Source organism: Oxalicibacterium faecigallinarum (assembly GCF_014635705.1).
Lineage (GTDB): Bacteria > Pseudomonadota > Gammaproteobacteria > Burkholderiales > Burkholderiaceae_D > Oxalicibacterium > Oxalicibacterium faecigallinarum.
In genome coordinates, this window is sequence record NZ_BMDI01000001.1 from 848965 (window position 1) to 875222 (window position 26258).

At 55.6% G+C, this 26258-nt stretch carries 24 protein-coding genes; 10 read left to right on the forward strand and 14 right to left on the reverse strand.

What is annotated here, in order from left to right:
• Positions 1 to 13 precede the first annotated feature (13 nt).
• Entirely contained in the window at positions 14 to 895 is an 882-nt protein-coding gene (locus IEV29_RS04100; protein WP_188379978.1) for a DNA ligase, read from the reverse strand.
• Between the two features lie 228 nt (positions 896 to 1123).
• Between IEV29_RS04100 and IEV29_RS04105 the strand changes: the two genes are divergently transcribed.
• On the forward strand, positions 1124 to 1336 hold the full coding sequence (locus tag IEV29_RS04105; protein ID WP_188379979.1) for a hypothetical protein: 213 nt from the start codon (positions 1124 to 1126) through the stop codon (positions 1334 to 1336).
• Positions 1337 to 1413: 77 nt separating this feature from the next.
• Here IEV29_RS04105 and IEV29_RS16130 read toward each other — a convergent pair whose 3' ends face one another.
• Both IEV29_RS16130 and IEV29_RS04110 read right to left on the reverse strand, forming a co-directional pair.
• Positions 1414 to 2223 carry a TonB-dependent receptor gene (locus IEV29_RS16130; RefSeq protein WP_229726222.1) on the reverse strand — a complete coding sequence of 270 codons (810 nt, stop codon included), beginning with the start codon at positions 2221 to 2223 and terminating at the stop codon, positions 1414 to 1416.
• Entirely contained in the window at positions 2123 to 3640 is a 1518-nt protein-coding gene (locus IEV29_RS04110) for a TonB-dependent receptor (RefSeq protein WP_229726224.1), read from the reverse strand. The genes IEV29_RS16130 and IEV29_RS04110 overlap by 101 nt, the downstream gene beginning before the upstream one ends.
• A gap of 225 nt (positions 3641 to 3865) precedes the next feature.
• Here IEV29_RS04110 and IEV29_RS04115 point away from each other — a divergent pair, with 225 nt between their 5' ends.
• The 3 genes from IEV29_RS04115 to IEV29_RS04125 all read left to right on the forward strand — a co-directional run bounded on the left by IEV29_RS04115 (position 3866) and on the right by IEV29_RS04125 (position 6663).
• Positions 3866 to 4546, forward strand: a complete 681-nt coding sequence (locus tag IEV29_RS04115) for a Fe2+-dependent dioxygenase (RefSeq protein ID WP_188379980.1) — start codon at positions 3866 to 3868, stop codon at positions 4544 to 4546.
• A gap of 25 nt (positions 4547 to 4571) precedes the next feature.
• Positions 4572 to 5684 (forward strand): alpha-hydroxy acid oxidase, encoded by a 1113-nt coding sequence (locus tag IEV29_RS04120; RefSeq protein WP_188379981.1) that lies wholly within the window; start codon positions 4572 to 4574, stop codon positions 5682 to 5684.
• A gap of 151 nt (positions 5685 to 5835) precedes the next feature.
• A complete protein-coding gene (locus IEV29_RS04125; protein WP_188379982.1) occupies positions 5836 to 6663 on the forward strand; it encodes a DUF3014 domain-containing protein in 828 nt (275 codons plus the stop codon).
• A gap of 18 nt (positions 6664 to 6681) precedes the next feature.
• Here the strand turns inward: IEV29_RS04125 and IEV29_RS04130 are convergent, their stop codons facing one another.
• From IEV29_RS04130 to IEV29_RS04150, 5 genes are all read right to left on the reverse strand, one after another.
• The gene (locus IEV29_RS04130) at positions 6682 to 7866 is read right to left on the reverse strand and encodes a multidrug effflux MFS transporter (RefSeq protein ID WP_188379983.1); all 1185 of its coding nucleotides are present in this window, start codon (positions 7864 to 7866) and stop codon (positions 6682 to 6684) included.
• A 195-nt stretch (positions 7867 to 8061) separates the two neighbouring features.
• A complete protein-coding gene (locus IEV29_RS04135) occupies positions 8062 to 9495 on the reverse strand; it encodes an efflux transporter outer membrane subunit (RefSeq protein WP_188379984.1) in 1434 nt (477 codons plus the stop codon).
• Between the two features lies 1 nt (position 9496).
• Positions 9497 to 12712 carry an efflux RND transporter permease subunit gene (locus IEV29_RS04140; RefSeq protein WP_188379985.1) on the reverse strand — a complete coding sequence of 1072 codons (3216 nt, stop codon included), beginning with the start codon at positions 12710 to 12712 and terminating at the stop codon, positions 9497 to 9499.
• A gap of 55 nt (positions 12713 to 12767) precedes the next feature.
• The gene (locus IEV29_RS04145) at positions 12768 to 13985 is read right to left on the reverse strand and encodes an efflux RND transporter periplasmic adaptor subunit (RefSeq protein WP_188379986.1); all 1218 of its coding nucleotides are present in this window, start codon (positions 13983 to 13985) and stop codon (positions 12768 to 12770) included.
• A 233-nt stretch (positions 13986 to 14218) separates the two neighbouring features.
• Complete coding sequence (locus IEV29_RS04150; RefSeq protein ID WP_188379987.1) at positions 14219 to 14404, reverse strand: hypothetical protein; 186 nt, start codon at positions 14402 to 14404, stop codon at positions 14219 to 14221.
• 252 nt (positions 14405 to 14656) lie between these two features.
• Between IEV29_RS04150 and IEV29_RS04155 the strand changes: the two genes are divergently transcribed.
• From IEV29_RS04155 to IEV29_RS04175, 5 genes are all read left to right on the forward strand, one after another.
• Positions 14657 to 15286 carry a TetR/AcrR family transcriptional regulator gene (locus IEV29_RS04155; RefSeq protein ID WP_188379988.1) on the forward strand — a complete coding sequence of 210 codons (630 nt, stop codon included), beginning with the start codon at positions 14657 to 14659 and terminating at the stop codon, positions 15284 to 15286.
• Between the two features lie 116 nt (positions 15287 to 15402).
• Positions 15403 to 16083: a response regulator transcription factor gene (locus IEV29_RS04160; protein ID WP_188379989.1), complete on the forward strand. Its 681-nt coding sequence runs from the start codon at positions 15403 to 15405 to the stop codon at positions 16081 to 16083.
• On the forward strand, positions 16070 to 17317 hold the full coding sequence (locus tag IEV29_RS04165) for a sensor histidine kinase (protein ID WP_229726225.1): 1248 nt from the start codon (positions 16070 to 16072) through the stop codon (positions 17315 to 17317). The genes IEV29_RS04160 and IEV29_RS04165 overlap by 14 nt, the downstream gene beginning before the upstream one ends.
• A 102-nt stretch (positions 17318 to 17419) precedes the next feature.
• Complete coding sequence (locus IEV29_RS04170) at positions 17420 to 19108, forward strand: phosphoethanolamine transferase (RefSeq protein WP_188379991.1); 1689 nt, start codon at positions 17420 to 17422, stop codon at positions 19106 to 19108.
• A complete protein-coding gene (locus IEV29_RS04175; RefSeq protein WP_229726226.1) occupies positions 19098 to 19874 on the forward strand; it encodes a phosphatase PAP2 family protein in 777 nt (258 codons plus the stop codon). Before IEV29_RS04170 ends, IEV29_RS04175 begins: the two co-directional genes overlap by 11 nt.
• Positions 19875 to 19896: 22 nt before the next feature.
• Here the strand turns inward: IEV29_RS04175 and IEV29_RS04180 are convergent, their stop codons facing one another.
• Positions 19897 to 20511 (reverse strand): DUF924 family protein, encoded by a 615-nt coding sequence (locus IEV29_RS04180; protein WP_188379992.1) that lies wholly within the window; start codon positions 20509 to 20511, stop codon positions 19897 to 19899.
• 56 nt (positions 20512 to 20567) lie between these two features.
• Complete coding sequence (locus IEV29_RS04185; RefSeq protein ID WP_188379993.1) at positions 20568 to 20768, reverse strand: YjfB family protein; 201 nt, start codon at positions 20766 to 20768, stop codon at positions 20568 to 20570.
• A gap of 277 nt (positions 20769 to 21045) precedes the next feature.
• On the opposite strand from IEV29_RS04185, the gene cls reads away from it, so the two are divergent.
• Entirely contained in the window at positions 21046 to 22455 is a 1410-nt protein-coding gene (gene cls, locus IEV29_RS04190; protein WP_188379994.1) for a cardiolipin synthase, read from the forward strand.
• Between the two features lie 49 nt (positions 22456 to 22504).
• On the opposite strand, the gene IEV29_RS04195 is transcribed toward cls, so the two are convergent.
• From IEV29_RS04195 to IEV29_RS04210, 4 genes are read right to left on the reverse strand one after another with little or no spacing between them, the layout of a single operon-like run.
• The gene (locus IEV29_RS04195) at positions 22505 to 23206 is read right to left on the reverse strand and encodes an ABC transporter ATP-binding protein (protein ID WP_188379995.1); all 702 of its coding nucleotides are present in this window, start codon (positions 23204 to 23206) and stop codon (positions 22505 to 22507) included.
• On the reverse strand, positions 23203 to 23976 hold the full coding sequence (locus IEV29_RS04200; protein ID WP_188379996.1) for an ABC transporter ATP-binding protein: 774 nt from the start codon (positions 23974 to 23976) through the stop codon (positions 23203 to 23205). The genes IEV29_RS04195 and IEV29_RS04200 overlap by 4 nt, the downstream gene beginning before the upstream one ends.
• Entirely contained in the window at positions 23973 to 25190 is a 1218-nt protein-coding gene (locus tag IEV29_RS04205) for a branched-chain amino acid ABC transporter permease (protein ID WP_188381068.1), read from the reverse strand. Before IEV29_RS04205 ends, IEV29_RS04200 begins: the two co-directional genes overlap by 4 nt.
• Before the next feature lie 42 nt (positions 25191 to 25232).
• Complete coding sequence (locus tag IEV29_RS04210; RefSeq protein WP_188379997.1) at positions 25233 to 26168, reverse strand: branched-chain amino acid ABC transporter permease; 936 nt, start codon at positions 26166 to 26168, stop codon at positions 25233 to 25235.
• Positions 26169 to 26258 lie beyond the last annotated feature (90 nt).

Genomic DNA, 26258 nt, shown 5'->3' on the forward strand with positions numbered 1-26258 from the left:
TAGTCAACGACAGTCAACGCGAGACTTGTGCTGACGACAAGGAATGCAGAGACTCTACTCCATCTGAAGACATATCGGAACGGATACGCAAAAAGCTGGCAAAGCGCGGCAAGCCGCTCGCATGAAAACCCTGGTGACGATAGGTTACCCATGCACCGATATCTGGCGGCTCTGCACGTTGCGCATCGCTAAAGCCCGTGCCTATCCGAAAACGCAAGCCATTCGGCATCTCGACCAGCAAGGCACCAAGTCGCCCTTCATGCTTTCCTTTGCCCGGCAAATGCGCAAGGACACGCGCCTCGGCATCGTCGTGCAGTTTCATCTTGAGCAGATCGTCGCTACGCCCGGCCTTGTAATAGGAACTGCCCCGATGCAGCATCACGCCCTCGCCACCGGAACGGTCAACCGCCAACAGCTTTTCACGCAAGGCGGTGTGACTAGCCATTTTTTCCTGCCGCACAGCCTGCACCCAGGACACATTGATGGCACCGACGATGTGCTGCAATGCAGGCAGACGTTCATTGAACGGCCCGCCATGCGCGGGCAAATCGAAGACCATGAAGCGCAACTGGCGCCATGAGCGGTTATCGGGTTTCTGCATGCGCGCTGTCGAGATTACCGCAGCAAAATTGCCTCGTCCGGCCCACAACTCACCATCCATGGGCACTTTCGGCCAGTTCGATACAAACCAATGGGGGGCATGAATTGTCTCGCCGCCGCGTGTCTTTAATTGCGTGCCATCCCAATAGGCACGCATGCCATCGTACTTTTCACTGACCCAATAATCATTGAGATCGATACCGGGATGATAGAGATTGGCGAGAAGAAGCGGCGGGCTCTTCAGCTGGCCAAACGCTGGCGCGACCATACACGCGCACAGCAAAACGCACAGCATGCAGGAAGACAACCACCTTCTGGAAAACCGGCGCATGACTCACCCGAGGTACTCAAGATGAGTCGGATGATAAAACCATATATTTTTTGACAACATACCAAGAATTGGGTAGGCGCAGGCAAGACGCATGGCCTTGCTCGCCAATGGAACGACCACGGTCACGGGTGTGTCTTAACAATACTGGCGTTTTCAATTCGCCAGTTGACGATCAAAATCGAGAAAGACAATATGAAGCTGGAACTCATTTCCATCGAGCATGATTTACTCACGCCCGGTTATCTCATCAAACTCAGTGCCACCTTCTATGAAGAGGATGAGGCGACGCGCAAGACGGACTACGCTGTCTTTACCATTGCCATTTCGGAAACCGATGCGGAAGGTCTGACAATTCGTCAGCTGGAAACTGAAGCGATCGCGCGCGCCAAGCTACTGGTCTTATAGCGCACCGGAAAATTGGGCCGAGAAAAAAAAGCCTCTTCTAAGAAGAGGCTTTTCAGGATGCCACGTTTAACTTCGCATCAGAATTTCATGTCTGCACTGACCAGGAATGTACGCGGTGCACCAAGCATGACCCGTTGCCCGTTCCAGCTCGATCCTGCCACATACTCTTCGTCGGTCGCATTATCGATATTGAAGCGCAATGTCAGTTTGGGGCTTACCTGATACGCCGCCATCAGGTTCAGCACGGTGTAACTCGGGGTCTTGCCGTAGACGCCATTTTTGATCACACGGTCTGCGGTATCAGGACGCCCAACATAGGTAGTGCCAAGATGCTGCACGCCACCACCGACGGTCAGATCAGGCAACACGCGATACGTCGTCCACAGGTTGGCAGCAATTTTCGGCGTGAAAGCCAGTTCATCACCGTTCGTCGTCGTCGCACCACCATAATCCGCACCGCCACCGCCACCTGCAATTGCCGCATCCACAGCAGCACTATGCTTGCGTTTGCTATCCATCAAGGTCAAACCGGCCGAAATGTTCCATGCCCTGGTGATGGAACCCGAGGCACCCAGTTCAATGCCTTCCACGATCTGCTTGCCGTAGCCGACAACAGAGGTGGTGCCCATACCAATGTTGCTACGTTCAGTGCGGAAGACGGCAGCCGTCGTTGACAGTCGGTTATCGAACAGATTCCACTTGGTACCAATCTCAAAGTTCTCGGCTTTTTGCACCTTGGAACCCTGATTGTTCTGGCCCGTCAGCCCAGGGAAAGCCTGATCGTTGCTACGAGAAATATCCGAGTTGGCGAGGAAGGAGCCAGGTGGCAATGCCGACTGACCAAAGGAAGCATAAATGCTGCCGTTCGATGCTGGCTTGAAAACCACACCAACCTTGCCGCCAAATGTCGTTTCGGTGACATCGTAGCCAGTGACTCGTACCAAGCGAACTACCGATTCTGACCTTGTAGTGTTCAGCACGCAGACCACCCGTGACTTGCCAGCGTGGATTGATCTCGATGGTGTCATAACCATACAACGCCGCTGTATCGACCTTTACATTCGACACCTGTGTTGGCGCAAGAATCGGATTGGAACGACCAGGATTCGGATTGAAGATATTGGTTGGCCCCGAAGCCGGATTGCCAAAACCCGTTGCATCCGCCTCTTCGCGCGAGAGTTCCAAACCGAACGCCATGTTGTGTTTCAGGCCGCCCTGATCAAGCTTGACCGAAACATTGGTGTTGTTGGCGATTGCGTGATTTTTGCGCTGATAGCCTGCGCGTTGCGTCACCACGTTCTCGGTTCCTGGCGTGACAGCCGGATTACCGAACACCATGAAGCGAGCATCACGATCCGTGCGTACCCAGCGCGTGTGATTGCTCAAAATGACATTAGAGGAAATGCGATGCTCAACCTTGGCAAGGAAAGAATCCGTCTTTGTGTCATCGTAGTCAGTCGTGAGCCCGTAGAAATTATCGCGGCTCACCCCGGAAAATGCCGGATTGTATGCTTGCATGCCACGGGCAATCTGACCCGGCACACCGAAGTCTGGACGATCTTTTTGCGTGACGTGTTGATATGACAGCGTCACCGTCGTTGGCGTACCAACGCCGAATGCCACCGAGGGTGCAATACCGAGCGATTTGGCTTGGGCATGCTGGCGGCCAGCAACGCCACTGTCTTCCGTCAACAAATTCAGGCGAACAGCTGTGGTATCACCGACTACGCGATTGATATCGGCTGTAATACGCTGACGATTGTCTGACTGGTAATTATCCCATCCGAAACTTGCGGTACCAGTCGCAAAGTTCTGCATCTTTGGCGATTTGGTTTCCAGATTTACATAACCACCTGCTGTGCCGCGACCGTTATCTGCTGCGGGTCCTTTGATCACTTCCACTTGTTCCAGATTGAAAGCATCACGGTTGTAGCTATTGGAATCACGGAAACCATCCACGAAAATGCTGCCGCTGGTATCGAAGCCGCGCAGGCTGAAGTTGGCAGAACTCGTCGCAAACCCGTTCTCGCCGCCGTTGAAGGTAATGCCTGTCGTGTTGCGCAGGATTTCTGTTAGGTTGCGTGCACCCTGTTCATTGAAGACTTCTTTCGTGATGACCTGAACCGTTTGCGGGGTATCGACCAAAGGTGCGGTTGCTTTCGGCGACGATTGACGCTCTTGATCCGCGGACACTTGTACGGCGGGCAAGGTGGTTTGATTCGCAGGCGTGGTCTGGGCATGCGCGCCCATCGAGATGATTGCAAACGCAACCGGCGTTAATCGGAAAACGTGAACGGCTTTCATGCATGTCCCTTATTCAATTTTGACTAATTCGATTGATGACTAACATCGAAACGAATAGTAATACTTCTCATTAATATTTCTAATAAATTTATAACGTTTTTTTAACATTAATTTCACATCCGTAAGTTTTAGCTTATTAAACTGGCTAAAATGTCCACTTTTTACAACTTCTGCTCTACTTCTACCCTCGTTCCGACGGCTTCGCATATCTAAAGGGCGCTCATCATGATGTTGCAGATCCCCGGCTTTCTCTCGCCGGATCAACTGAGACAGTTTCAAACAGCTTTGTCGGAACAGACTTGGGAAGACGGACGGCAGACTGCCGGCCACATGGCAGCCAAGGCGAAGAACAATCAGCAACTGGCGCATGACAATCCGGTCGGCACGCAGCTTTCCAACTTTGTACTGGAAGCACTCGGCCGCAATCCGCTGTTCATGTCGGCAGCGCTGCCATTAAAGGTGGTGCCACCGATGTTCAACCGCTATGAAAGCGGCGGCACGTATGGGGATCATGTGGATGGCGCCATCCGCAGCATTGCCGGGACACCTCATCGGATACGGACAGACATTTCGGCAACGCTCTTTTTATCCGATCCGGATAGTTACGATGGCGGCGAACTGGTGGTCAACGACACCTATGGCGAGCGCGCGACCAAACTGAACGCTGGCGATATGATTCTGTACCCGGGCACCAGTCTGCACCATGTGCGTCCGGTCACCCGTGGCGTTCGACTCGCCTGTTTTTTCTGGGTGCAAAGTCTGGTGCGAGACGATACACAGCGCACCATGCTGTTTGAACTCGATACATCGATTCAGCAGCTGGTCGTCGATGTTCCCGACCATCCCGCTCCATTGAAACTAAGTGGCGTCTATCACAACCTGCTGCGACAATGGTCCGATACCTGAACGACGACGCACAGGCACGCACCCCATGACAGCCAAACTCGAATCGCTCCCGCACGGGCTGACCAACCTGGAAGACCACGAACAGCAAGCGCAGAAGCGCCTGGATGACGTGGCCTGGGCCTATTTCAGTGGCGGCGCCGCAGACGAGCACACGCTGCATCACAACCGGCAGGCATGGACTGATCTGCGTTTGCATCCGCGCGTACTACGTCCGATGACGGGCGGACATACGCGACTTTCCCTGCTGGGAAAAACACTGGCCCACCCTATTCTGCTCGCGCCGGTCGCCTACCAGCGCATGGTGCATACCGATGGTGAACTGGCCAGTGCCTATGCCGCGGCCGCGCAAGGTGCAGGTTTTGTCCTCAGCATGCAAACCAGCACAACCATGCAAACGATTGCACAGGCGGTCCATGCGGAACCCGGGCGTGGTCCGATGTGGTTGCAGCTCTATCTGCACTATGACCGTGGTTTTGTCGTCGATATGGTCAAGCAGGCGGAAGCAGCCGGATACGAAGGACTGGTTGTCACCGTCGATGCGTCAGTCAGTGGCGTGCGGGATCGCGAACGCCGTACCGGTTTTCGTCTTCCTGACGATGTCTCTGCCGTGCATCTGGCAGGACAGTATCATCGCAATCGTCCACTCAATGCGGGACAAAGCGCATTGTTTGACGATCTGCTGCTTGCCGCACCTGGCTGGCCCGATCTGGTCTGGCTGAAATCCGTCACCCATCTCCCTATCCTGATCAAAGGCGTCTTGCATGAGGGCGATGCCCGACTGGCGGTCGAACTGGGTCTGGATGGCATCATCGTATCCAACCACGGTGGCCGCACGCTCGACACGGTACCGGCCACCGCAAACGTGCTTGCCCGTATCGTGGATGCTGCGGATCATTTGCCTGTTCTGGTCGATGGCGGGATCCGGCGTGGAACCGATGTGCTGAAAGCATTGGCGCTCGGTGCAACGGCTGTGTTGATTGGCCGACCCTATATCTATGGCCTCGCCAATGCCGGTGCGGTGGGCGTAGCCCATGTATTGCGTCTGTTGCGTGACGAGCTGGAAGTCGCCATGGCATTAAGCGGCGTCGCCACCATTGACCAGATTACGCCTGAACTGATTTACCGTGATCAGTCGTAACACCTTCTGACTTGTTTCTCCAAGGACAAGACTGATTCCACGTCCAACCTGCATCAGCAGCCTGCGGTACACTGATCACTCCCCCACCTCCTTGCATCGCAGCGGAACATTCCGCAGGCGCTGACACGCCTTCAACAATCAGGAGTCGATATTGAAACTCGCCGCACGCATCCTCATCATCCTTGTCGTTATCGCCGCAATCGGCGCTGCTTATTATTACTGGGCACAGAAAAATACGCCTGACCCCGTTGCTGCACGCCAGGAAGATACGCCTGTCGCACCGGAAGAACTCGCCTCCGCGGAAACAGCACCACCAGCATTGGATGTGCCTCAGCCCATTCAGCATCCAATCGACTCACCGCCATCTGAAGCACCTCTGCCTGCAGTCAAGGAAAGCGACGCCTTGATCACGCCTCCGCTAAAAGCGCTGCTGGGCACCGACTTGTGGCGCGCTCTCTTTGTGCCGGAAGAAATCGTCCGGCGTATCGTCACGACAGTTGATAATCTGCCGCGCCGTGAAGCCTCGTCCAAACTCTGGCCCGTGCAACCCGCCGGCACATGGATGGAAACTGCAGGCGAAGACGAGAACATGATCATCTCGCCAATCAATGCCGAGCGTTACAGCAACTACATGCTGATTGTGCAGAACATCTCGATCGACAGACTGGCTGCCATCTATCGTCAGTTCTATCCTCTGTTCCAGCGTGCCTATGCTGATCTTGGTTACCCTGACGCATACTTCAATGATCGTCTGGTAGAAACGATCGATCATCTGCTGGCCACGCCAGAACCTTTAGAAGCGCCCAAGCTGATGCAGAAAAAAGTCGTGTATCAGTTTGTTGACCCCGACCTGGAAAACCGATCGGCAGGACAAAAGATCATGCTACGCATCGGTGTCGAAAATGCGCAGATTGTCAAAATGCGTTTGCGTGAATTGCGCGCCGCGATTACCCAATCGCAGACAGGCTTGACTCGCTAGGCAAGGTCATCAGTATTTCTACAGTTTGACGTGTGGCAGTGTCAGCCGGGAGACGAGTGCTGCCAGCACGGCACATCCGGCAATGCCCGCCACCATCGGGCTTGCCGTGCCATCGGCAAACAAACCCACCACTGCCATGACGACGGCGCCGGTCACGAACTGCAAGGTGCCCATCAAGGCCGATGCCGTGCCCGCAATCGCACCATGCTCTTCGAGTGCCAATACCGCCGTGGTAGGAATCACCAATCCAAGGAAACCGAAGCCGACAAACAGCATGGCCAGCATGACATCAAGGCGCTCAATACCGATCTGGTTCATTGCCAGCAATGCCAGCATGAACAAGGCATAGCCACGCACGGCAAATTTGACGAGCGGTACCAGTCCGAAACGTCGCGTCAAATTGCCGGTCAATTGCGATACACCGATAAACGCGGCAGCATTCGCCGCAAAGGCAATACTGTACTGCCTTGGCGTCAAACCGTAATGGTTGATCAGTACGAAAGACGAGTTCGCCAGATAGGCAAAAAAGCTGGAGATACCAAACGCACCGATAAACACCAGCCCAAGAAAACGCCAGTCGCGCAAAAGCAGCCAGTAAGCCTGCAATGCACCACGCACACTGCTGCCGGCGCGCTCATGCGCCGGACGTGTTTCCTTCTGACCGGTCGCCAGCAGAATCAGCGCAAGCACGGCTGCCACCGTGACCGACCAGAACACACTGCGCCATCCCATCCATTCGATCAGAAAGCTGCCAGCCAGCGGTGCCAGAATCGGTGACACGCTAAATACCAGCATCAGCAAAGCCATCAGCTTTGCAGCATCGTTACCTGTATGCAGGTCACGCACAATCGCACGCGGAATCACCATCCCGGCGCTCGCACCCAATCCTTGCAGAAAGCGCAGAACGATCAGCGTTTCAATATCCGGTGCCAGTGCACAACCCACACTGCAAACGGCGAACAGCGCCAGGCCGAAGTACAGCGGCAGCTTGCGCCCGAACATGTCGGAAATCGGACCATAAAACAATTGTCCAATTGCGAGCGAGATAAAGAACGCCATCAGACTGGCCTGTACCGCGGGCATCTGCGCATTCAGACTTTGACCAATCGAAGGCAAGGCAGGCAGATACATGTCAATGGCGAACGGGCCAATGGCAGATAGCAATCCCAGAACCAGGGCGTTTTTGAAAAAATGATTATTCATGATGCTCGAGAGGAACAGGCTGCCGGGAGAGACAGCATGCAAAAAGAAAAACCGGCGAAACCCAGAGGGCTCGCCGGCACGTGATTATTTCACGTTCGCGCTTCTTTTGCAGCACAAGATCACTTGCGAAAGAAGCGGCAGACCGCCATGACGGATTTCAAATCATAGGCATGGCGATCGTCCTGTCTGTCGACCTTACTTTTGCGCCAGCGGTGCAACAGCCTTGTCCGTTGTCCAGCCACCGCCCAATGCGCGAATCAGACCAACCGATGCCACCGCACGTTGTCCTGCACTACGAATGCGCGCACGTTGCGAAGACAGACTGGAGCGCTGCGCATCGATGACTTCAAAGTAGCTGGCCGAACCATTGCGGTAACGCGAATCGGCAAGACGCGCTGCCAGTTGGGCCGAGCCAATCGCCTGCTCTTCAAAAACCAGCTGACGGTCCAGCGTCCGCAAGGCAGACAGATTGTCTTCCACATCCTGGAAGCCGATCAGGATCTGCTGACGATAATTCGCCACCATGCCTTCGTAGTTGGCATCGGCGCGCGCCAGATTGGAACGATTACGCCCGCCATCCAGAATCGGCATGCTCAGCATCGTGCCGACGACCGGCCCCAGAATCCAGCTACGGCTCGACCATTTGAACAGGTCACGCAACTCATTCGACTCATAACCAGCTGCTCCGGTCAGCACCAGTTTCGGAAAGAACGCCGCCTTGGCCGCACCGATACGTGCGCTGGATGCAGCAAGCTGCCGCTGCGCCTGTGCGATATCGGGACGACGTTCCAGCAAATCGGATGGCAAACCGGCTGGCACCGTCACAATCGGTGCGCTGAACGATGCAACCGGCAACGAGAATTCTGCAGGTGCCTTGCCAAGCAACAGTGCCAGCGCATGATCACGTTGCGCACGCTCACGCGTCACGCCTTCGAGTTCTGCACTGGTCGTTGCCCATTCCGTTTTTGCCTGTGCCACATCAAGCTCGCTGGTATCGCCGGCATCGTAACGACGTTGCGCCAGATTCAGCGCTTCCTGACGAAGTTCGATTGTTTTCTGCAGCACATCCATTTCGGAGTCGAGTGAGCGAATCGTGAAATACAGTTGGGCCACGTCCGACTGCAAGGCCAGAAGCACGGAACGATAGGCAGCCTCCTGTCCTTGTGCATCCAGACGCGCAGCACGGCTCGCATCGGACAAGCGTCCGAACAGATCAACCTCGTACGAGAACGACAGCGGTGCACGATACGTGGTCGATGCGCCCTGTGCGTTACCTGTCCGTGTCGGGCCGACGCCGGCATTCACCTGCACGCCACGATCCGCGTCCACCACGCCGGCTAACGCGCGTGCATCCTTCACCCGCGCCAATGCCATTGCCAGATTCTGGTTGGATTCAGTCGCAGCGACGACAAGCTTGTTAAGCTCTTCGTTGCCATACACCGTCCACCATGCACCCTTGTCCTTGTCATCCGATGGCGCTGCCACTTTCCATGCGCCATCCAATGTTGCCTGCTCCTTGTAACCGGCAGGCAAATCCAGTTGCACATTTTCTGGTGGACGTGCGGTCGAGCAACCGGCCAGCACGAGTGCCGCCATCAGTGTGGTCAAGGTAAGTGTTGTTCTTTTCATGTTAACCCTCGTAATGATGTGGTGCTTCAACCAGTGCAGGCGTCGGATGCGAGCCATAGGCAACCTCTTCCGGTTCATGCCTGCCGGTGAATTTCTTTTCCAGCGTACGCAGCAGGACGTAGAAGATTGGTGTCAGGAACAGGCCGAACGCTGTCACGCCGATCATCCCCGAGAACACCGCAACACCCATCGCATGACGCATTTCCGCACCGGCACCGGATGACAGGATCAGCGGGACGACACCGGCAATAAATGCAATCGATGTCATCAGGATCGGACGCAGACGCAGGCGTGCTGCCTCGATTGCGGCGTCATAGGTACTGCGACCATGATGTTCAAGTTCGCGAGCAAACTCGACAATCAGAATCGCGTTCTTGCACGCCAGCCCCACCAGCACGATCAGACTGATCTGCGTAAAGATGTTGTTGTCGCCACCCGTCAACCAGACGCCAAAGATTGCAGACAACAAGCCCATCGGCACGATCAGCAATACCGCCAATGGCAAGGTCAGACTCTCGTATTGCGCAGCGAGCACGAAGAACACCAGCAACATGGCCAACGGCAGGATGATGAACAGCGTGTCGCCGGCGATCTTGTCCTGATACGTGATCTCGGTCCACTCATAGCTGATACCGCGTGGCAGCGTCTCTGCGGCAATGCGTTCGATCGCGGCCTGCGCCTGACCAGTCGAATAGCCGGGAGCCGGACCACCATTGACGTCTGCTGCCGGGAAGCCGTTGTAACGCACGAACTGATCCGGACCGTAGCTCTGCGTCATTTTCAGCACCGACGACAGCGGCACCATCTCGCCATTCTTGTTACGCGCCTTCAGCAAGCCAATGTCTTCAGCATGGGCACGGAATGGCGCATCGGCCTGTACGCGCACCTGGAAAGTACGTCCAAACTTGTTGAAGTCGTTGACGTACAAGGAACCCAGATAAATCTGCAAGGTATCGAATACAGACGGGATCGACAGACCCAGTTGCTGCGCACGTGTGCGATCCAGATCCGCATACAGTTGCGGCACGCTGATCTGATAGCTGGAGAACATGCCGGCCAGCTCCGGTGTCTGATACGCCTTGGTCATGAATGCCTTCAACGCATCGTTGAGCGCTTCCTTGCCCAATGCCGAACGATCCTGAATCTGCAACTTGAAGCCGCCGATCGTCCCCAGACCCTGCACAGGTGGTGGCGGGAACATCGCAATGAACGCGTCCTTGATGCCCGCGTATTGCATGTTCAATTGCTGGGCAATCGCGTTGCCACTCAGCTCCTTGCTCTTGCGCTCGTCAAACGGCTTGAGCGTGACGAACACGATGCCGGAGTTGGGGCTGTTGACGAAGCCGTTGATCGACAGGCCAGGAAAGGCCACAGCAGATTCAACGCCGGGTGTTTTCATCGCAATGTCGGACATGTTGCGAATGACTTCTTCCGTGCGATCCAGTGACGCGGCATCCGGCAACTGTGCAAAACCGACCAGATACTGCTTGTCCTGACCCGGAATGAAACCGGCAGGCACCTTATGGAACAGGAACATCGTCGCACCGATCAGCACCGCATAGACCACCAGCGAAACCGATTTGCGCTTGAGGATGCCCTGCACGCCACCACCGTATTTGGTGGAGCCGCGATGGAACACGCGGTTGAAGCGCACGAAGAACCAGCCAAACAGACGATCAATCAGCAACTGGAACTTGTCTTTCGGCGCGCCATGTCCTTTGAGCAGCAAGGCCGACAAGGCTGGTGACAAGGTCAGCGAATTGATTGCCGAGATCACAGTCGAGATGGCAATCGTCAATGCAAATTGCTTGAAGAACTGACCCGTCAAACCGGATACGAATGCGAGCGGCACGAACACGGCCGACAGCGTCAGCGCAATTGCCACGATCGGACCCGACACCTCGCGCATCGCCTTGTAGGTTGCTTCGCGCGCTGACAGCCCTTCCTCGATATTCCGTTCGACGTTCTCTACCACCACGATTGCATCATCGACCACAATACCAATCGCCAGCACCAAGCCAAACAGACTCAGCGCATTGATGGAGAAACCCAGGCCCATCATCACGGCGAATGTACCGATCACCGAGACCGGCACCGCCAGCAAGGGAATGATCGATGCACGCCAGGTTTGCAGGAACACGATCACCACGATCACGACCAGCAGAATTGCTTCCAGCAAGGTATGCACAACCGCCTTGATCGACGCACGCACGAACTGTGTCGGGTCGTAGACGATGCTGTAGTCCACGCCTTCCGGCATGTCTTTCTTCAGCTCCGCCATCAGCTTGCGCACGTTGTCGGAAATCTCCAGCGCATTGGAACCCGGCGACTGGAAGATCGGCATCGCCACGGCAGGCTTGTTGTTCAACAAGGAACGCAATGCATATTCGCTGGCGCCGAGCTCAACCCGAGCGACGTCGCGCAAGCGCGTCACCACGCCGTCCGGCGAGGTACGGATGACGATATCGCGGAAGTCGTCTTCGGTCTTCAGGCGGCCTTGTGCATTGACCGACATTTGATAGTCGACACCCGGCACGGATGGCGATGCACCGATCACGCCGGCTGCAACGTTGACGTTCTGCTCGCGGATCGCTTCGACCACGTCGTTTGCGGCCAGACCACGTTCCGCCACCTTGCGGGGATCGAGCCAGACGCGCATCGAATAATCACCTGCACCAAACAACTGCACCGAGCCCACACCCGGCAGACGCGCAATGTTGTCTTTCACGTTCAGCACGGCGTAGTTGCGCAGATACGTCATGTCGTAACGATCGTTTGGCGACACCAGGTGCACCACCATCGTCATGTCCGGTGAACTCTTGACCGTCGTCACGCCTAAACGCTGCACCACATCTGGTAGACGTGGCAAAGCCTGATTCACGCGGTTTTGCACGAGCTGTTGCGCCAGATCCGGCGACGTGCCGAGTTTGAAAGTCACGGTCAATGTCATCAGGCCATCCGAGGTTGCCTGCGACGACATGTACAACATGCCTTCGACACCGTTGATCTGTTCTTCAATCGGCGTCGCTACTGTTTCCGCAATGGTTTGCGGATTGGCGCCCGGGAAGTTGGCTTTCACCACTACCGAAGGCGGCACGACTTCCGGATATTCGGAGATCGGCAAATTCAGCATGGAAATCAAACCACCAAGCAGAATAAGAGCCGACAACACGCCCGCGAAAATGGGGCGGTCAATAAAAAATCGCGAGATATTCATAAGACATTCTTCTTTTTAAATGGAGCGATGCAGTAAATCGATGCAGTCGGAGGAATTACTGCGCAGTCGCCACCTGCTGACCCGATACGGATTTGCCCAGACCGGCTACACGTGCATCCATGGCAACCACTTCCGGTGCGACAACGTCGTTTGGACGGATGCGTTGCAGGCCATTGACGACGATGCGCTCATCCTTTTTCACGCCATCGCGCACGACACGCAAGCCTTCGACCATCGGTCCCAAAGTGACCTGCCGATACGTGGCCTTGTTATCGGCACCAACGACCATCACGTACTTCTTGTCCTGATCGGTACCGACTGCGCGATCATCAACCAGCAAGGCATTCTTGGCATTGGCGTCACCAGTACGGACGCGTGCATACATGCCCGGTGTCAGCGTGCCATCGGCATTATCGAAAACGGCGCGCACACGGATCGTGCCGGAACCGATATCCAGACGGTTGTCAAACGATTGGATATGGCCTTCGCGCGGATAACCGGTTTCGCTGGTCAGACCGATGGCGACCGGAATACGCTGGACACCGGCATTACCGACGGCACCGCCACTGGCGTAGCGGATGTAAGTCGGCTCATCGACTTCAAAATTGACGTAGACCGGTGACACGGAGACGACCGTCGTCAGTGTCGGCGCCGTCGCGCCGGTGGCCACCAGATTGCCGACTGTAATCTCGGCACGCGAAACGCGACCGCTAACCGGCGCGGTAATCTCCGTGTATTGCAGATTCAGACGTGCGGTCAGCACTGCTGCTTCTGCAGCTTTCAGATTGGCGTCGGCTTCCTGCTGGGCATTTTCACGCTCGTCGAGTTCGCGTCGTGCAACAGCACGATCCTCGATCAGGCGCTTGGTGCGCTCCAGTTCTGTCTTGGCCAGGGCCGCGCGAGCCTGGGCCCCTGCCCGTGCTGCTTCGGCACGTGCCAGTTCTGCCTTGTAAGGTCGCTGATCAATGGTGAACAGCAAATCCCCTTTCTTGACGAGCTGACCATCCTTGAAATGCACGGCTTCGATCGTGCCGGAGACGCGCGGACGAATCTCGACGCGTTCAATGGATTCGACGCGTCCCGAAAAATCATCCCATTCCGTCACGGAACGCTCGAGCACGGCAGCAACGGTCACGCTCGGCGCCTGCGGTGCAGCGGCATCCGGTTTTTCGGCGTGACCGGCTAAGGAGAACGTAATGGCACCGGCAACAACCAGGGCACCGACAGCGATGGCAATCGTGCTGCGGGAAAAACGGAGAGTCGTGGTTTTCATGGATTTTCCTGTCTACTAAACAATAACGAAACGATTGAATAAGCAAAAAAATTAGGTAAAACGAAGCCCTGACGCGTGGCAAGCCAACGCATCGAGATCAAAAACGGTTGTGAGTTAAGGGAGCGTGCCGGTCATGACTGCCCAGCCGCTAGGGGCTGACCAGCAAGATCAGCTGGATGACGAAATCAACATCGCAGCATGGACAGTACCGTTCCGGGAAAAAGGTCGGACAATCAGTAATCCTGAACGGATAGCAACTGACCGATATTGCCAAGCGACGCGGTCGCCGTCGCCCAGAGTGCACCGCCTGTCATCGCGCCATCAACGAGGGTGTCCTGCACCGGACCGCTGTGCACAACGGCGGAAAGTGCCAATGACCCTGCAGCAAGTACGGTTACTTGGTATATTCTCTTTTTCATTTTTAGCCCCTGACCTTATTGCAGCTTCTGTTACAGCGTTATCCCAATTCCCTGTAGCCAAGCCAATATACAAATAATGAATGCATGGATTGCGCAGCCGATTACGTCATTTGCATTTCGGCAAGAAACCGTTGAAATGCAGCAGAAATTGAACCAATTCAGATATTTTGTATCAATCACTACGTAATATGATTGAGACTTTAGCCAGCTTGGATTAAGCTGTCAAGGCATTTAATAACGATCGCTATGAAAATGGAAGAAGTTACTAAAAAACCACGCAAGAAGTCCGGACGCCCTCTGTCGTTCGATCGCGAAGCGGCGCTGGAACGCGCCATGCTGGTTTTTTGGCGCTATGGATACGAGGCGGCGTCGCTGCAGGAATTGACGTCGGCCATGGGTATCACGCCGCCAAGCCTGTATGCCGCCTTTGGCGATAAGGAAAAGCTCTATCTGGAAGCAGTTGAACGCTATTCCTCGCAGCGCTGCAGCACCCTGCACTGCCTGTTCGACGAAGCGCCGACCGCACGCGATGCGATCGAGCGCCTGCTGCAAAGCAGCGCCGTCGAGATGACCTGCCCCAGCCATCCTCCCGGCTGTCTGGTTGCCACATCGGCCACCAACTGCTCCGCCTCCGCCTCGCATGTGCAGGAAGCGGTCAGCGAACGTCGTGACAATGTGGAAACCATCATTCGCGAACGTCTGGAAAAAGCCATCGCCGACGGGGAGCTACCAGCGGATACCAATGCCTGCGTACTGGCCGGCTTTTACAGCACCGTGATGCAAGGCATGTCTTCGCAGGCGCGGGACACCGGCGGCAACCGTGATCGTCTGCTGGCGATTGCAAATGCTGCAATGCGTGCATGGCCCGCAAAGAATCATTGACCTGTTTTCGTTCTCTTCAAACGCCTGTCACCGACAGGCGTTTTTTATTTGCAGGCAGATTGCCGAGCGCCCACATGCTCTAGAATTGCGGCAATCATCCATGCCGCAGGAATGCTGTGTACGCACTCATTATTGAAGACAATCCGGATATCGTTGCCAACCTGTTCGGCTTTCTCGAGCCACAGGGATTTACCCTGGATGTCGCTTACAGCGGCAATGCCGGGCTCGAGTTGGCGCGCAATACCAATTACGACGTGATCGTGCTGGATCTGGAATTGCCCGGCCTTGATGGCGTCGAAGTCTGCCGCAAACTGCGCAAGGAAGCCCGCAAGGCAACGCCCGTTTTAATGCTGACTGCACGCGATACGGTCAAGGACAAGCTGGTCGGCTTTGACGTCGGTGCCGATGATTACCTGGTCAAACCGTTTTCGCTGGTTGAACTCGAAGCGCGTTTGCGCGCGCTCGTGCGCCGAGCACGGAATGAAAGCGTCGAGCACATCCTCGAATTCGGTGACTTGCAATTTGACCTCAGTCGCTGCGAGGCAAAACGTGCCGGGCGCGTACTGGCGTTGACACCCACCGGCTACAAATTGCTGGAAGCACTGATGCGCATGGCACCTGCCATCATCACGCGCGACGCCTTGTTACGCGAAATCTGGGGGGATGATCCACCCGACAGCGATGCCCTGCGCACGCACATCCATGCCTTGCGCACGGCAATGGACAGACCTTTCGTCAAACCCATGCTGGTGACCTTGCCCGGCAACGGCTACAAACTGGTACATGATGAAACGTAAATTCTCTCTGCAACGCAGGATCACGACCGCCATGCTGCTGATGGCGTTTGCGCTGTGCTCCTTCTTTTCTCTGGTCGCTTATGTCGCAGTCGAGATATCGGAATCCCAACTGATTGATCACAGGCTCGACAAGGAAGCGGACCGGCTGATTGATCAGCACATCAACAATCGGCCACCGGATCCGGAAGAGGTCAATTTTTTCATCAACAGCGACATCCCGGATTACCTGAGCGACCTGCCTGAAGGCCTGCACGAGGTCATGCATGACGGCAAGGAAATCACCGTCATCGTCCGCAAGGTCAATGATGAAACTTTTGTCATTACCGATGACACCAGTGATTTCGAGATCACGGAAATCCTGATCTTCATGTCGATCGGTGCCGGTTTTCTTGCCAGCATCCTGCTGGCGATCATTCTCGGCATGGCCTTTGCCCGGCGCATCGTGTCGCCCGTAACCGAGCTGGCGGATGCTGTCGCGCGCAATGAAGAGCCGGGCAAATTGCCGTCGCTGGATGCGCAGGACGAAATCGGCATGCTGGCACGTACTTTTGCAGCGCGCACCGAACAGTTACAACAATTTCTGGCCGATGAAAAACTGTTCACCGGCGATGTCAGTCACGAACTGCGCACACCGCTGACCATCATGCTCGGCGCAGCGGAATTGCTGGAAACGCGACTGGCGCAGTCTCCTGATGATCTGGAAGTGGCAACGCGCATCCGTCGTATTGCCAGCGAAGCATCCGAACGCGTCGGCGCCCTGCTATTGCTATCACAGTCGCCAGAAATGCTCGGCAGCGCGCCATTACCGATCACACATGTGATTGAACGCGAAATCGAGCGTTATCGGCCCATGATCGAAGGCAAACCCGTCACGGTCGAATTTACGGGATCGCCTGACGTGCTGGTACCGGCGCGTGTCGAGCTGGCAGGCATTGCGATCGGCAATCTGATCCGCAATGCCTGCCAGTACACCGAACAAGGCTGCGTGCGGATCAAGCTGACGCAAGATCGACTCGTCATCGAAGACAATGGCCCGGGCTTGCCGGAAAATGTACGTGAACGTCTGTTTTCACGCTTCGTACGTGGCGCCGATAGCCAGCATGTCGGCTCCGGTCTGGGACTGGCGATCGTCAAACGGGTTGCCGATCATCTTGGTTGGCAAATTCACCATGAATCGCCGGTCAGTGGCGGCAGTCGCTTCATCCTGCAGTTTGCCGCGACAACGCCCCGTTGATCAAACTGACAAAACGCGGATCACCCGCATCTCACCAGCCTTAACGCCGCATTAACGGCGTCACCGATAGCGTACGGACTTCTTCCACGAAGTGCGTACGTCATGAAATCAACTTCTGTCGTTTCTTCACACCAGCCGGGCACATGGCCTTTCTGGCTACTCGAGAAGCGCCCGGCGCTATCGATTGAATGGCTGGCCGTCATCAGCAGCCTGTTCTTCACACTCACCGCCAACCATCTTTTCCTTTCCACCGCCTTGGCGCAGGCGGATTGGCTGCTCGCTGGTACGTGGCTGTTCGCCCTCTGTCTTTTTGTCGCCTTGACGGCAGCACATACCGCCATTTTTCTGTTCGTGCTGGCACGCTGGAATGCCAAGCCACTGCTGACGCTGCTTTTGCTGACCACTGCCGCCGCCGCGTACTACATGGATCGGTACACCATTTTCTTCAATGGCGAAATGGTCCGCAACATTCTGCGCACCGATGTGCGTGAAGCGTCCGAACTGCTTTCGCTGAACATGTTCGTGCATATCCTGTTGTTTGGTGGCCTGCCCGCTCTGTTGCTATGGCGCGTGAGAATCACGACACGTCCATGGAAACGTACCCTGTTGATTCGCCCCTTGACGATTCTCGGCACAGTCATCCTCACGATTGCTGCCGTGATGATGATGTTCCAGGATTTCTCGGCATTGATGCGCAATCAGAAGGAAGCGCGTTTTCTGATCATGCCGGCCGCCTACCTGACTTCCTTTGCACGCGTACTTGCCAGCGACAGCAATGCCGCGACGCGTCCACGCACGCCGATCAGCGAAGACGCCCATCTAGCTGCAGCATGGCAGCGACGCGACAAACCGATGCTGTTTGTTTTAGTGGTCGGGGAAACCACACGGGCAGCCAACTGGGGCTTGAACGGCTACGAGCGGCAAACCACACCGGAACTGGCAAAACGCGACGTCATCAATTTTTCACAGGCCACGTCATGCGGCACCAACACGGAGGTTTCTGTTCCCTGCATGTTTTCGCCATTTGGCCGTCACGACTATAACGAAGACAAGATCCGCTCGCATGAGTCGCTGCTGCACATCATTGAGCATGCAGGCATCAAAACCGTATGGCGTGACAACCAGTCCGGTTGCAAAGGCGTATGCGATGGCCTGACTCTCAGGCAGATCGAAAGCAATCGCGTATCGCCACTGTGCGACGGCGAGCGGTGCCTCGACGAGATCATGCTGGAAGGCATGGACGGCGAGATTCACGAGGCCAGGAATGGCAATTTATTTGTGGTCTTGCATCAGCTTGGCAATCACGGACCGGCTTATTTCAAACGCTATCCTGCCGCCATGCGCTCGTTCTCGCCCACCTGCGATACGGCGGACCTTGGCAAATGCTCGCAAGCCGAGATCGTCAATACCTATGACAACGGCGTACGCTACACCGATCACTTCCTCGCGCAAACCATCGACTGGCTGAAGACGCAAAGCAAATACGATACTGCCATGCTGTATCTGTCCGACCATGGCGAGTCACTTGGTGAAAACGGTATCTACCTGCATGGTTTGCCGTACTCGATTGCACCGAAGGAACAGAAACAGGTACCGATGGTGATGTGGATGTCGCCCGGTTTCATGTCGGACTTTGGCTTCAATACCGCCTGCCTGCAACAGCGTGCCGGCCAGCCAATCTCGCAAGATCATTTATTCCACTCCGTACTGGGCATGCTGCAGATCGAGTCTCGCTACTACGATGCAGCATGGGATGCCTTTACCGACTGCAGGAAATCACATGTCTCGTGATCATGCCATGCGCGCTCATGCCGGATTTACGCTTCCTGCGCTGAGTGACGACACCAGCGCTCCTCACGATGAACATCGTTTCATTCTGTGGAATATTGCCATTCTGTTGATCAGTGCCCTCCTGCTGACCATGTTGAGCCGTGATGGCAAGATCGATTTTGCTTTGGCAGATCTGTTTTTCGATCACAAAGGGGATGAGTTTCCATTACGCGATCTTCCTATTCTGGCCACTTATGGCCACACCTGGCTCAAGAATCTCACCACCCTGTTCTGGCTGGCTTGCATGCCACTGGCCATCGCCAGTTTCTGGTATCGCCCTCTCTATCAATGGCGATCCATTCTGTTTAAATTTGTGATCTTTGCCGGCTGTACAGCATATGTCGTGCAATCCCTGAAGTCAGGCAGCCCGCATGCCTGTCCATGGGATGTCACGCAATTCGGTGGTCAAGCACACTGGTTTCCCTTGTTCGACATGACCGGCGCTACATCAACAGACGGACGATGCTGGCCTGGCGGTCATGCCTCGGGCGGATTTGCATTGGTGGCAATTTATTTCGCGGCACGCACCACAAGGCCGACGCTGGCACTCAGTGGCCTGTTGCTTGGTCTGTATCTCGGCTGCCTGATGGGATTGATACAGATGATGCGCGGCGCGCATTTCCTGAGCCACAACCTATGGAGCTTATGGATCGTGTGGGCAGTCTGCTTTGCACTTGATCGCGTATGGTCCGCCATTGCACAACGTGCGCTTGGCCACCATAAATAAAAGATGCAAAGCAGTTCAGAAGTCAGAACGACGAGCCCGGCTCTTTCAAGAACGCCACTTCTTCTGCGGTCGATTCCCGCGCGAGAATGCGATTGCGATGGGGAAAGCGACCGAAACGGTCAATCACATCCCGATGGCGGATAGCGTAGTCCAGAAAACCGGAAAATACCTCCTTGTGCTCGGTCGGCACATCCTTCAACAACTGCTCGAAAAGAAAGACCGAGCGTTGCTGATCGGCACGCGATTCGGAATGCTCAAGCGGCAGGTACAGAAAGACGCGTTCGATCGGGAGCAGATGATTATCCATGCCACGCTCCAGCGCATGCAATGTCCAGCGCAATGCCAATGTGTCGAAGGCAAATGCCTCGGGCAGATTGCGATACATATTGCGGGGAAACTGATCCACCAACAGCACCATCGCCAGCAAGCCACGTGGCGATTCGGCCCAGTGATCCAGTTCGCCCCGCCCCATGGCTTCCGTACTGCTTTCGAACCGGCGCTGGATTTCCTGATCGGTGTGTTCGTTTTTGGACCACCAGAGAGACGCTTGCGCTTTGGCTGTCGTGGCGTCGTCATGGCTGGTACCAAACCAGAAGGTCAATATGGATTCCGATGTTTCAGTCAAAGGAGAACTCATTTAAAGAATGGGTGATGAGTTTGGACAAGCACGTGAACCAGCAGTTCACTCACTGGTCAGGCGGTGACATCGATGTTGTTGCCAAGGTGGGCAGGTAAATTCTGCGCGACCGGTGCTTGTGTGACACCGGCTATCAGCGTCAAGGCCGTGTCACCCTGCATGTCGAGCGTTTTCTTCAGCATCGTTATCGATACGGCATACATTGTTCTTTCCTGCGCCATCGCGGTAACGGCGCCAGCAATACCATAGCTATCCATGCCTTCTCCTCATGCAAGTGCGCAAATGCCGTGATGCGATACATGTTGGAGCACGCCGGGTTATACGGCAAGCAAAAACATCCCTCTCCGGTCACGTGAGTGTGCGCCACCCCACATCCGGCAACAGAAATTTGTCCACACGTCAACTTTTTTATCTGCAGTTTGTCTATGATTGACTTGTAGACTGTGCTTCCCGCCATGCGCCGTTATCTTGGCCAACTCGCCGTCTATCGAACGTATCTTCCTACGTGCCGCTGCTGATAATCAGGATAAACACATGACCGAAGCGCTTTGCCCACAGATTTCTGCCCTGCGTGTTCAATGGCTCCGTCATCTCTGGGCAATCGGTATTTGTCTGCTCATCAGCGGCTGTGCGTCCTTGCCCGATGTGCGCTACCTGAATACGTCGCTAGACGCGCAAGGCTCGCCCACCGTCAAGACTGCCAGTGGCGCGCTCCCCGATAAGAAAGCCGAATCCCTGCTGGCCAAACGTCTGCGTGGCGACAAGATTGATGTGCCACGACTGGCAGCGCTGGAAGAAGCCGCGACCGGCAGCCCGCTCATCGCGGGCAATGAGCTGACGCTGCTGATCGACGGGCCGCAAACCATGGAAGCCATGATGGCAGCCATCCGCGCAGCCAAGGATCACGTCAATCTGGAAACCTATATCTTCGGTAATGAAGGGCTCGGCAAGGAATTTGCCGATCTGCTGATCGAAAAGCAGAAAGAAGGGGTACAGGTCAATGTGATTTACGACAGCGTCGGCTCCATGAAAACACCGACCGAATTTTTCAATCGCTTGCGCGACGCTGGTGTCGCGCTGGTCGAATTCAACCCCATCAATCCGTTTGCCCGCTTCGGCCGCTGGAAACTCAACAATCGTGATCATCGCAAGATTCTGGTGGTCGACGGCAAGATCGCCTTTACCGGCGGCATCAACATCACCAACGAATATTCTTCCGGATCGCTGTTTGGCGCGCGCTCCAAGAACAAGACCGACCTCGGCTGGCGGGATACGCATATCCGCGTCGAAGGGCCTGCCGTTGCATCCTTCCAGTGGTTGTTCATGCAAACCTGGGCCAGCCAGCGCAACGACGATCTGACGCAACGCAACTACTTCCCTCCTCTGACGGCCGTCGGCAACAAGATTGTCCGTGTGATTGCGAGTGAGCCGGGAAGTGATTACGAAGTCTACAAAGCGTATGTGCTAGCCATGCAGGAAGCCAAAAAAACCATTCACATTACCAACTCGTACTTCGTTCCGGACACACAGATGATCGAAGCACTGACCGGAGCGGCAAAGCGTGGCGTAGACGTCAAGCTGATATTCCCTGGCATGTCCGACGCCAGTCTGGTGATGTATGCAGGACGCTCGTTCTACTCGGAGCTGCTTGCGGCCGGCGTGCGCATCTTTGAGTTGCAGGCATCCGTGCTTCATGCAAAAACCGCGGTGATCGACGGTTACTGGTCCACTGTAGGCTCGACCAATCTGGACATGCGCAGTTTTCTGCACAATACGGAGGTCAATCTGATCGCGCTGGATCAGGCATTTGGCAGCATCATGGAAGATGCGTTTCAGGAAGATCTACGCAACTCCATTGAAGTCTTGCCAGAAGAATGGGCAAACCGCCCAAGCAGCGATCGTCTGCGTGAATGGTTTGCACGCCGTTTCGAATACTGGCTATAAGATTCGCGGGAGTGAAATCTGTCGTTCCATGAGCGCTCTGACGAGGCGCTCAGATCGTCAGCCATTCCCGGCAAAGCACATCGTGCTCAATCAGGTTTTCCGGCGTACCCTCGTGCACGATTTGTCCATGCCCCATCAGATACACGCGCTGCGAGATCGATAGCGCGATCGACTGTTTTTGTTCGATCAGCAAAATCGCTGTGCCCTGATCTCTCACTTCCTGCAGAAAAGCGGCAATCAACTCGACCAGTTGCGGCGCCAACCCTTCGGTTGGCTCATCCACAATCAGCAACGCCGGATCAATCAGCATGGCGCGTGCCAACGCCAGCATCTGCTGCTCGCCGCCTGACAAGACGCCAGCAGGCACCTGCAGGCGTTTTTCCAGATGCGGAAATAATCTGATCATGTCCGTCATCGACCAGCGTGATGTGCCTCGACGCTTCTCGCCCAGCTGCAAGTTCTGGGCAACGGTAAGCGTCGGGAAGACATCGCGGCTTTCCGCAACGTAGGCAATCCCTGCACGCGCAATCCTGTACGTCGGCCAGCCCAGTATCTCCTGATCATGGAAACGGATACTGCCACGTGCCTTGATCAGGCCCATGATTGATTTGACCAGTGTTGAACGTCCTGCCCCGTTCCGCCCGAGCAGCGCCACGATTTCACCGGAACGGACAGACAGGTTGATCCCTTGCAAGACACTGCTGTTGTCATACCCTGCAAACAAATCCGTGATGCGCAGCAAATCGCTCATGCTTTCTCTCCGAGCAATGCCCCGAGATAGGCTTTTTGTACTTGCGCATTGGCGCGTATGGCAGCGGGCGTATCACAAGCGAGGAGCGCGCCATCTGCCAGCACGGCGATCCGGTCTGCCAGTTCAAACACCACGCTCATGTCATGCTCAACCATCAGCAATGTCTTGTTTGTCGTGACCTTGCGGATCAGCGCAATCGCCGCTTCGGATTCAGAACGACTCATGCCGGCAGTCGGCTCGTCCAGCAAAATCACATCGGCATCACCGGCAATCGTGATGCCGATTTCCAGCGCACGCTGCTCGGCATAACTCAGGGCCGCAGCAGCAACATCACGTCGGGCGGCAAGGCCGATTTCCTCCATGACCTGATCGACACGGATATGTACATCCCGCAACTTGCTTACACGATGCCAGAAGGAATACTTGTAGCCATGTGACCAGAGCACAGCGCATTGCAGATTTTCCGCCACGCTGAGTTTCGGAAAAACACTGGTGATCTGAAAACTGCGTGCCAATCCACGTCGATGAATCTGGTTCGGCTTGCAGTTGCGAATACTCTGCCCATGTAGCTCGATGTCGCCGTCGCTCATGGCAAGACGTCCGGAGATCAGATTGAAGAGCGTCGACTTTCCTGCACCATTGGGTCCGATCAACGCCAGCCGCTCTCCCTTGTTCACCTGCAAGCTGACGTCGTGCAAAATGACCGTTTTGCCAAAACGTTTGCCGACCTGCGACAGCGCGATCACGGGCGCATGCTCGCGGCGATTCATGGTTGCCCTCTCACTACGCACGGGGCCTTGTTTGAAACCATGTGCAGGTGACGGCGTAGCATCCACCAGCCCATCACGCCTGTTGCCAGCAGCATCAGTGCCGACAGCCATGGCAAAGCGTTTCGAGGATTGATCTCCCAGATCAACAGATGCATGGTGACCGTCGCCGAGCCCGGCGTACCCAGATGAAGAAAGTACAGCATCTCGACCATGAGAACGATACCTGCCAACAGCGACATACCAGTCAACAAGCCGGCAACAACGCAACCCACCAGTTGCCATCCACACTGATCGCGTCGGCTAGGCAGCGCCTGCATCAGCAGTCCGGCGATGCCACCCGGAAAACACATCACGATAACGATGAAGAACAAGCCAAGATAAAGCTGCCACGCATGCGTAAAGGAAGACAGGCTGACGGTCATGAAAACGCCGACGATCGCGCCGATGATCGGGCCAAAAAAGAAGCCGATGCCACCAATGAATGTAAAAAGCAGAATGGCGCCAGAACGCAAGGTACCGACATTCTCGGCGCTCACGATTTCAAAATTGATTGCCGTCAGCCCACCGGCAATCCCGGCAAAGAAGGCCGACAGTATCAACGTCAGATAGCGAACCAGGCGCGCATCGTAGCCGATGAATTCAGCACGTTCCGTATTGTCGCGCACCGCGTTCAAAATGCGTCCCAGGGGCGTTCTGGTAAAACCGTACATCGCCAGCGTACAGACAAACAACCAGGCAGCGATCAGGTAGTACACCTCGATCTGCGGACCAAAGCTGATACCGAGAAACGGCTGCCCGACAACGCGATCTCCCATGATGCCGCCTTCGCCACCAAAGAAACCCGGGAACATCAAGGCACTGGCAAATACCAGCTCTGCGATGCCAAGTGTGATCATCGCAAACGTGGTGCCGGATTTGCGCGTCGTCACGTAACCAAACAAGACACCGAACAACATGCCGGCCACGCCGCCTACCAGAGGAATCAGGGAGACCGGCACTGGCAACCCATTGGTTGCCATGTTCAACACATGCATGCTGCAGAACGCGCCAAGGCCAGCATAGACGGCATGTCCGAATGACAGCATGCCGCCCTGTCCCAGCAGCATGTTGTACGACAACCCCAGCAGAATGAATGTGCCCATCTGGCACAAGAGTGAAATTTCGGCACCACCGTTAAACAGTAACGGTGCCGTCATCAGCACCGCTGCATACATGGCCCATGTCAGCCAGCGAGGAAAGACAGGAGGCGTCTTCACTCAGCCCTCCCGCTGGCCGAGCAACCCGCGTGGTCGGCAGATCAGCACCAGAATCATCAACAGATATGGCAGGATGGGCGCCACCTGCGAAATCGTCAACGCCAATACCGGGACATGGCCAGCGTGAATGCCAACCAGACTGAAAAGATCGGCAAGCGAATAGTCCAGTGCAACCGCAAAGGTTTGCAGGATGCCGACCAGTAACGAGGCAAGCAATGCGCCGCCGAGCGAACCCATGCCGCCCACCACCACAATGACAAAAATAATGCTGCCAAGGGCATGCGCCATACCGGGCTCGGTCACAAATGCGTTACCACCGATCACGCCTGCCAGTCCCGCCAATGCACAACCACCGCCAAAGACCCAGGTGAAGATGCGGGGCACGTCATGTCCGAGTGCCTCGACCGCGTGTGGATGTGTGAGCGATGCCTGAATCACCAGCCCGATACGTGATCGCGTCAGCAACAGCCAGACTGCAATCAGCATCAACACCGCGATCGCCATCATGAAGGCACGATAAACCGGAAAAGTCGTCGTATAGAGGGTGAACAGCGAACCCTGCAATTCGGCAGGAATGGCGTAAGGTACAGCCATGCGCCCCCAGCATAGTTGCACCAGTTCGACGATGACATAGGACAGACCAAACGTGAACAGCAGCTCTGGCACCTTGCCGTAACGATGTACGGCACGCAGACCATAGCGTTCCACCAGCATCCCCAGCACACCAACCGCAAGCGGCGCAATCAGCAATGCAAGCCAGAATCCGACTGCATTACTGATGGCGTACGCAAAATAGGCACCGATCATGTAGAAACTGGCATGCGCAAAATTGAGCACACCCATCATGCTGAAGATCAGGGTGAGACCGGATGAGAGCATGAACAGCAGCAAGCCGTAGCTGACGCCATTCAAAAGTGAAATCAGAAAAAATTCCAAAGTGCGCTCTCGACAGTCCCGGGAGAAGGCGCGTGGCAGGAACTTATTCTCCCCTTATGCCACGCGTGAACCACGCAGACCGTCCTTGCA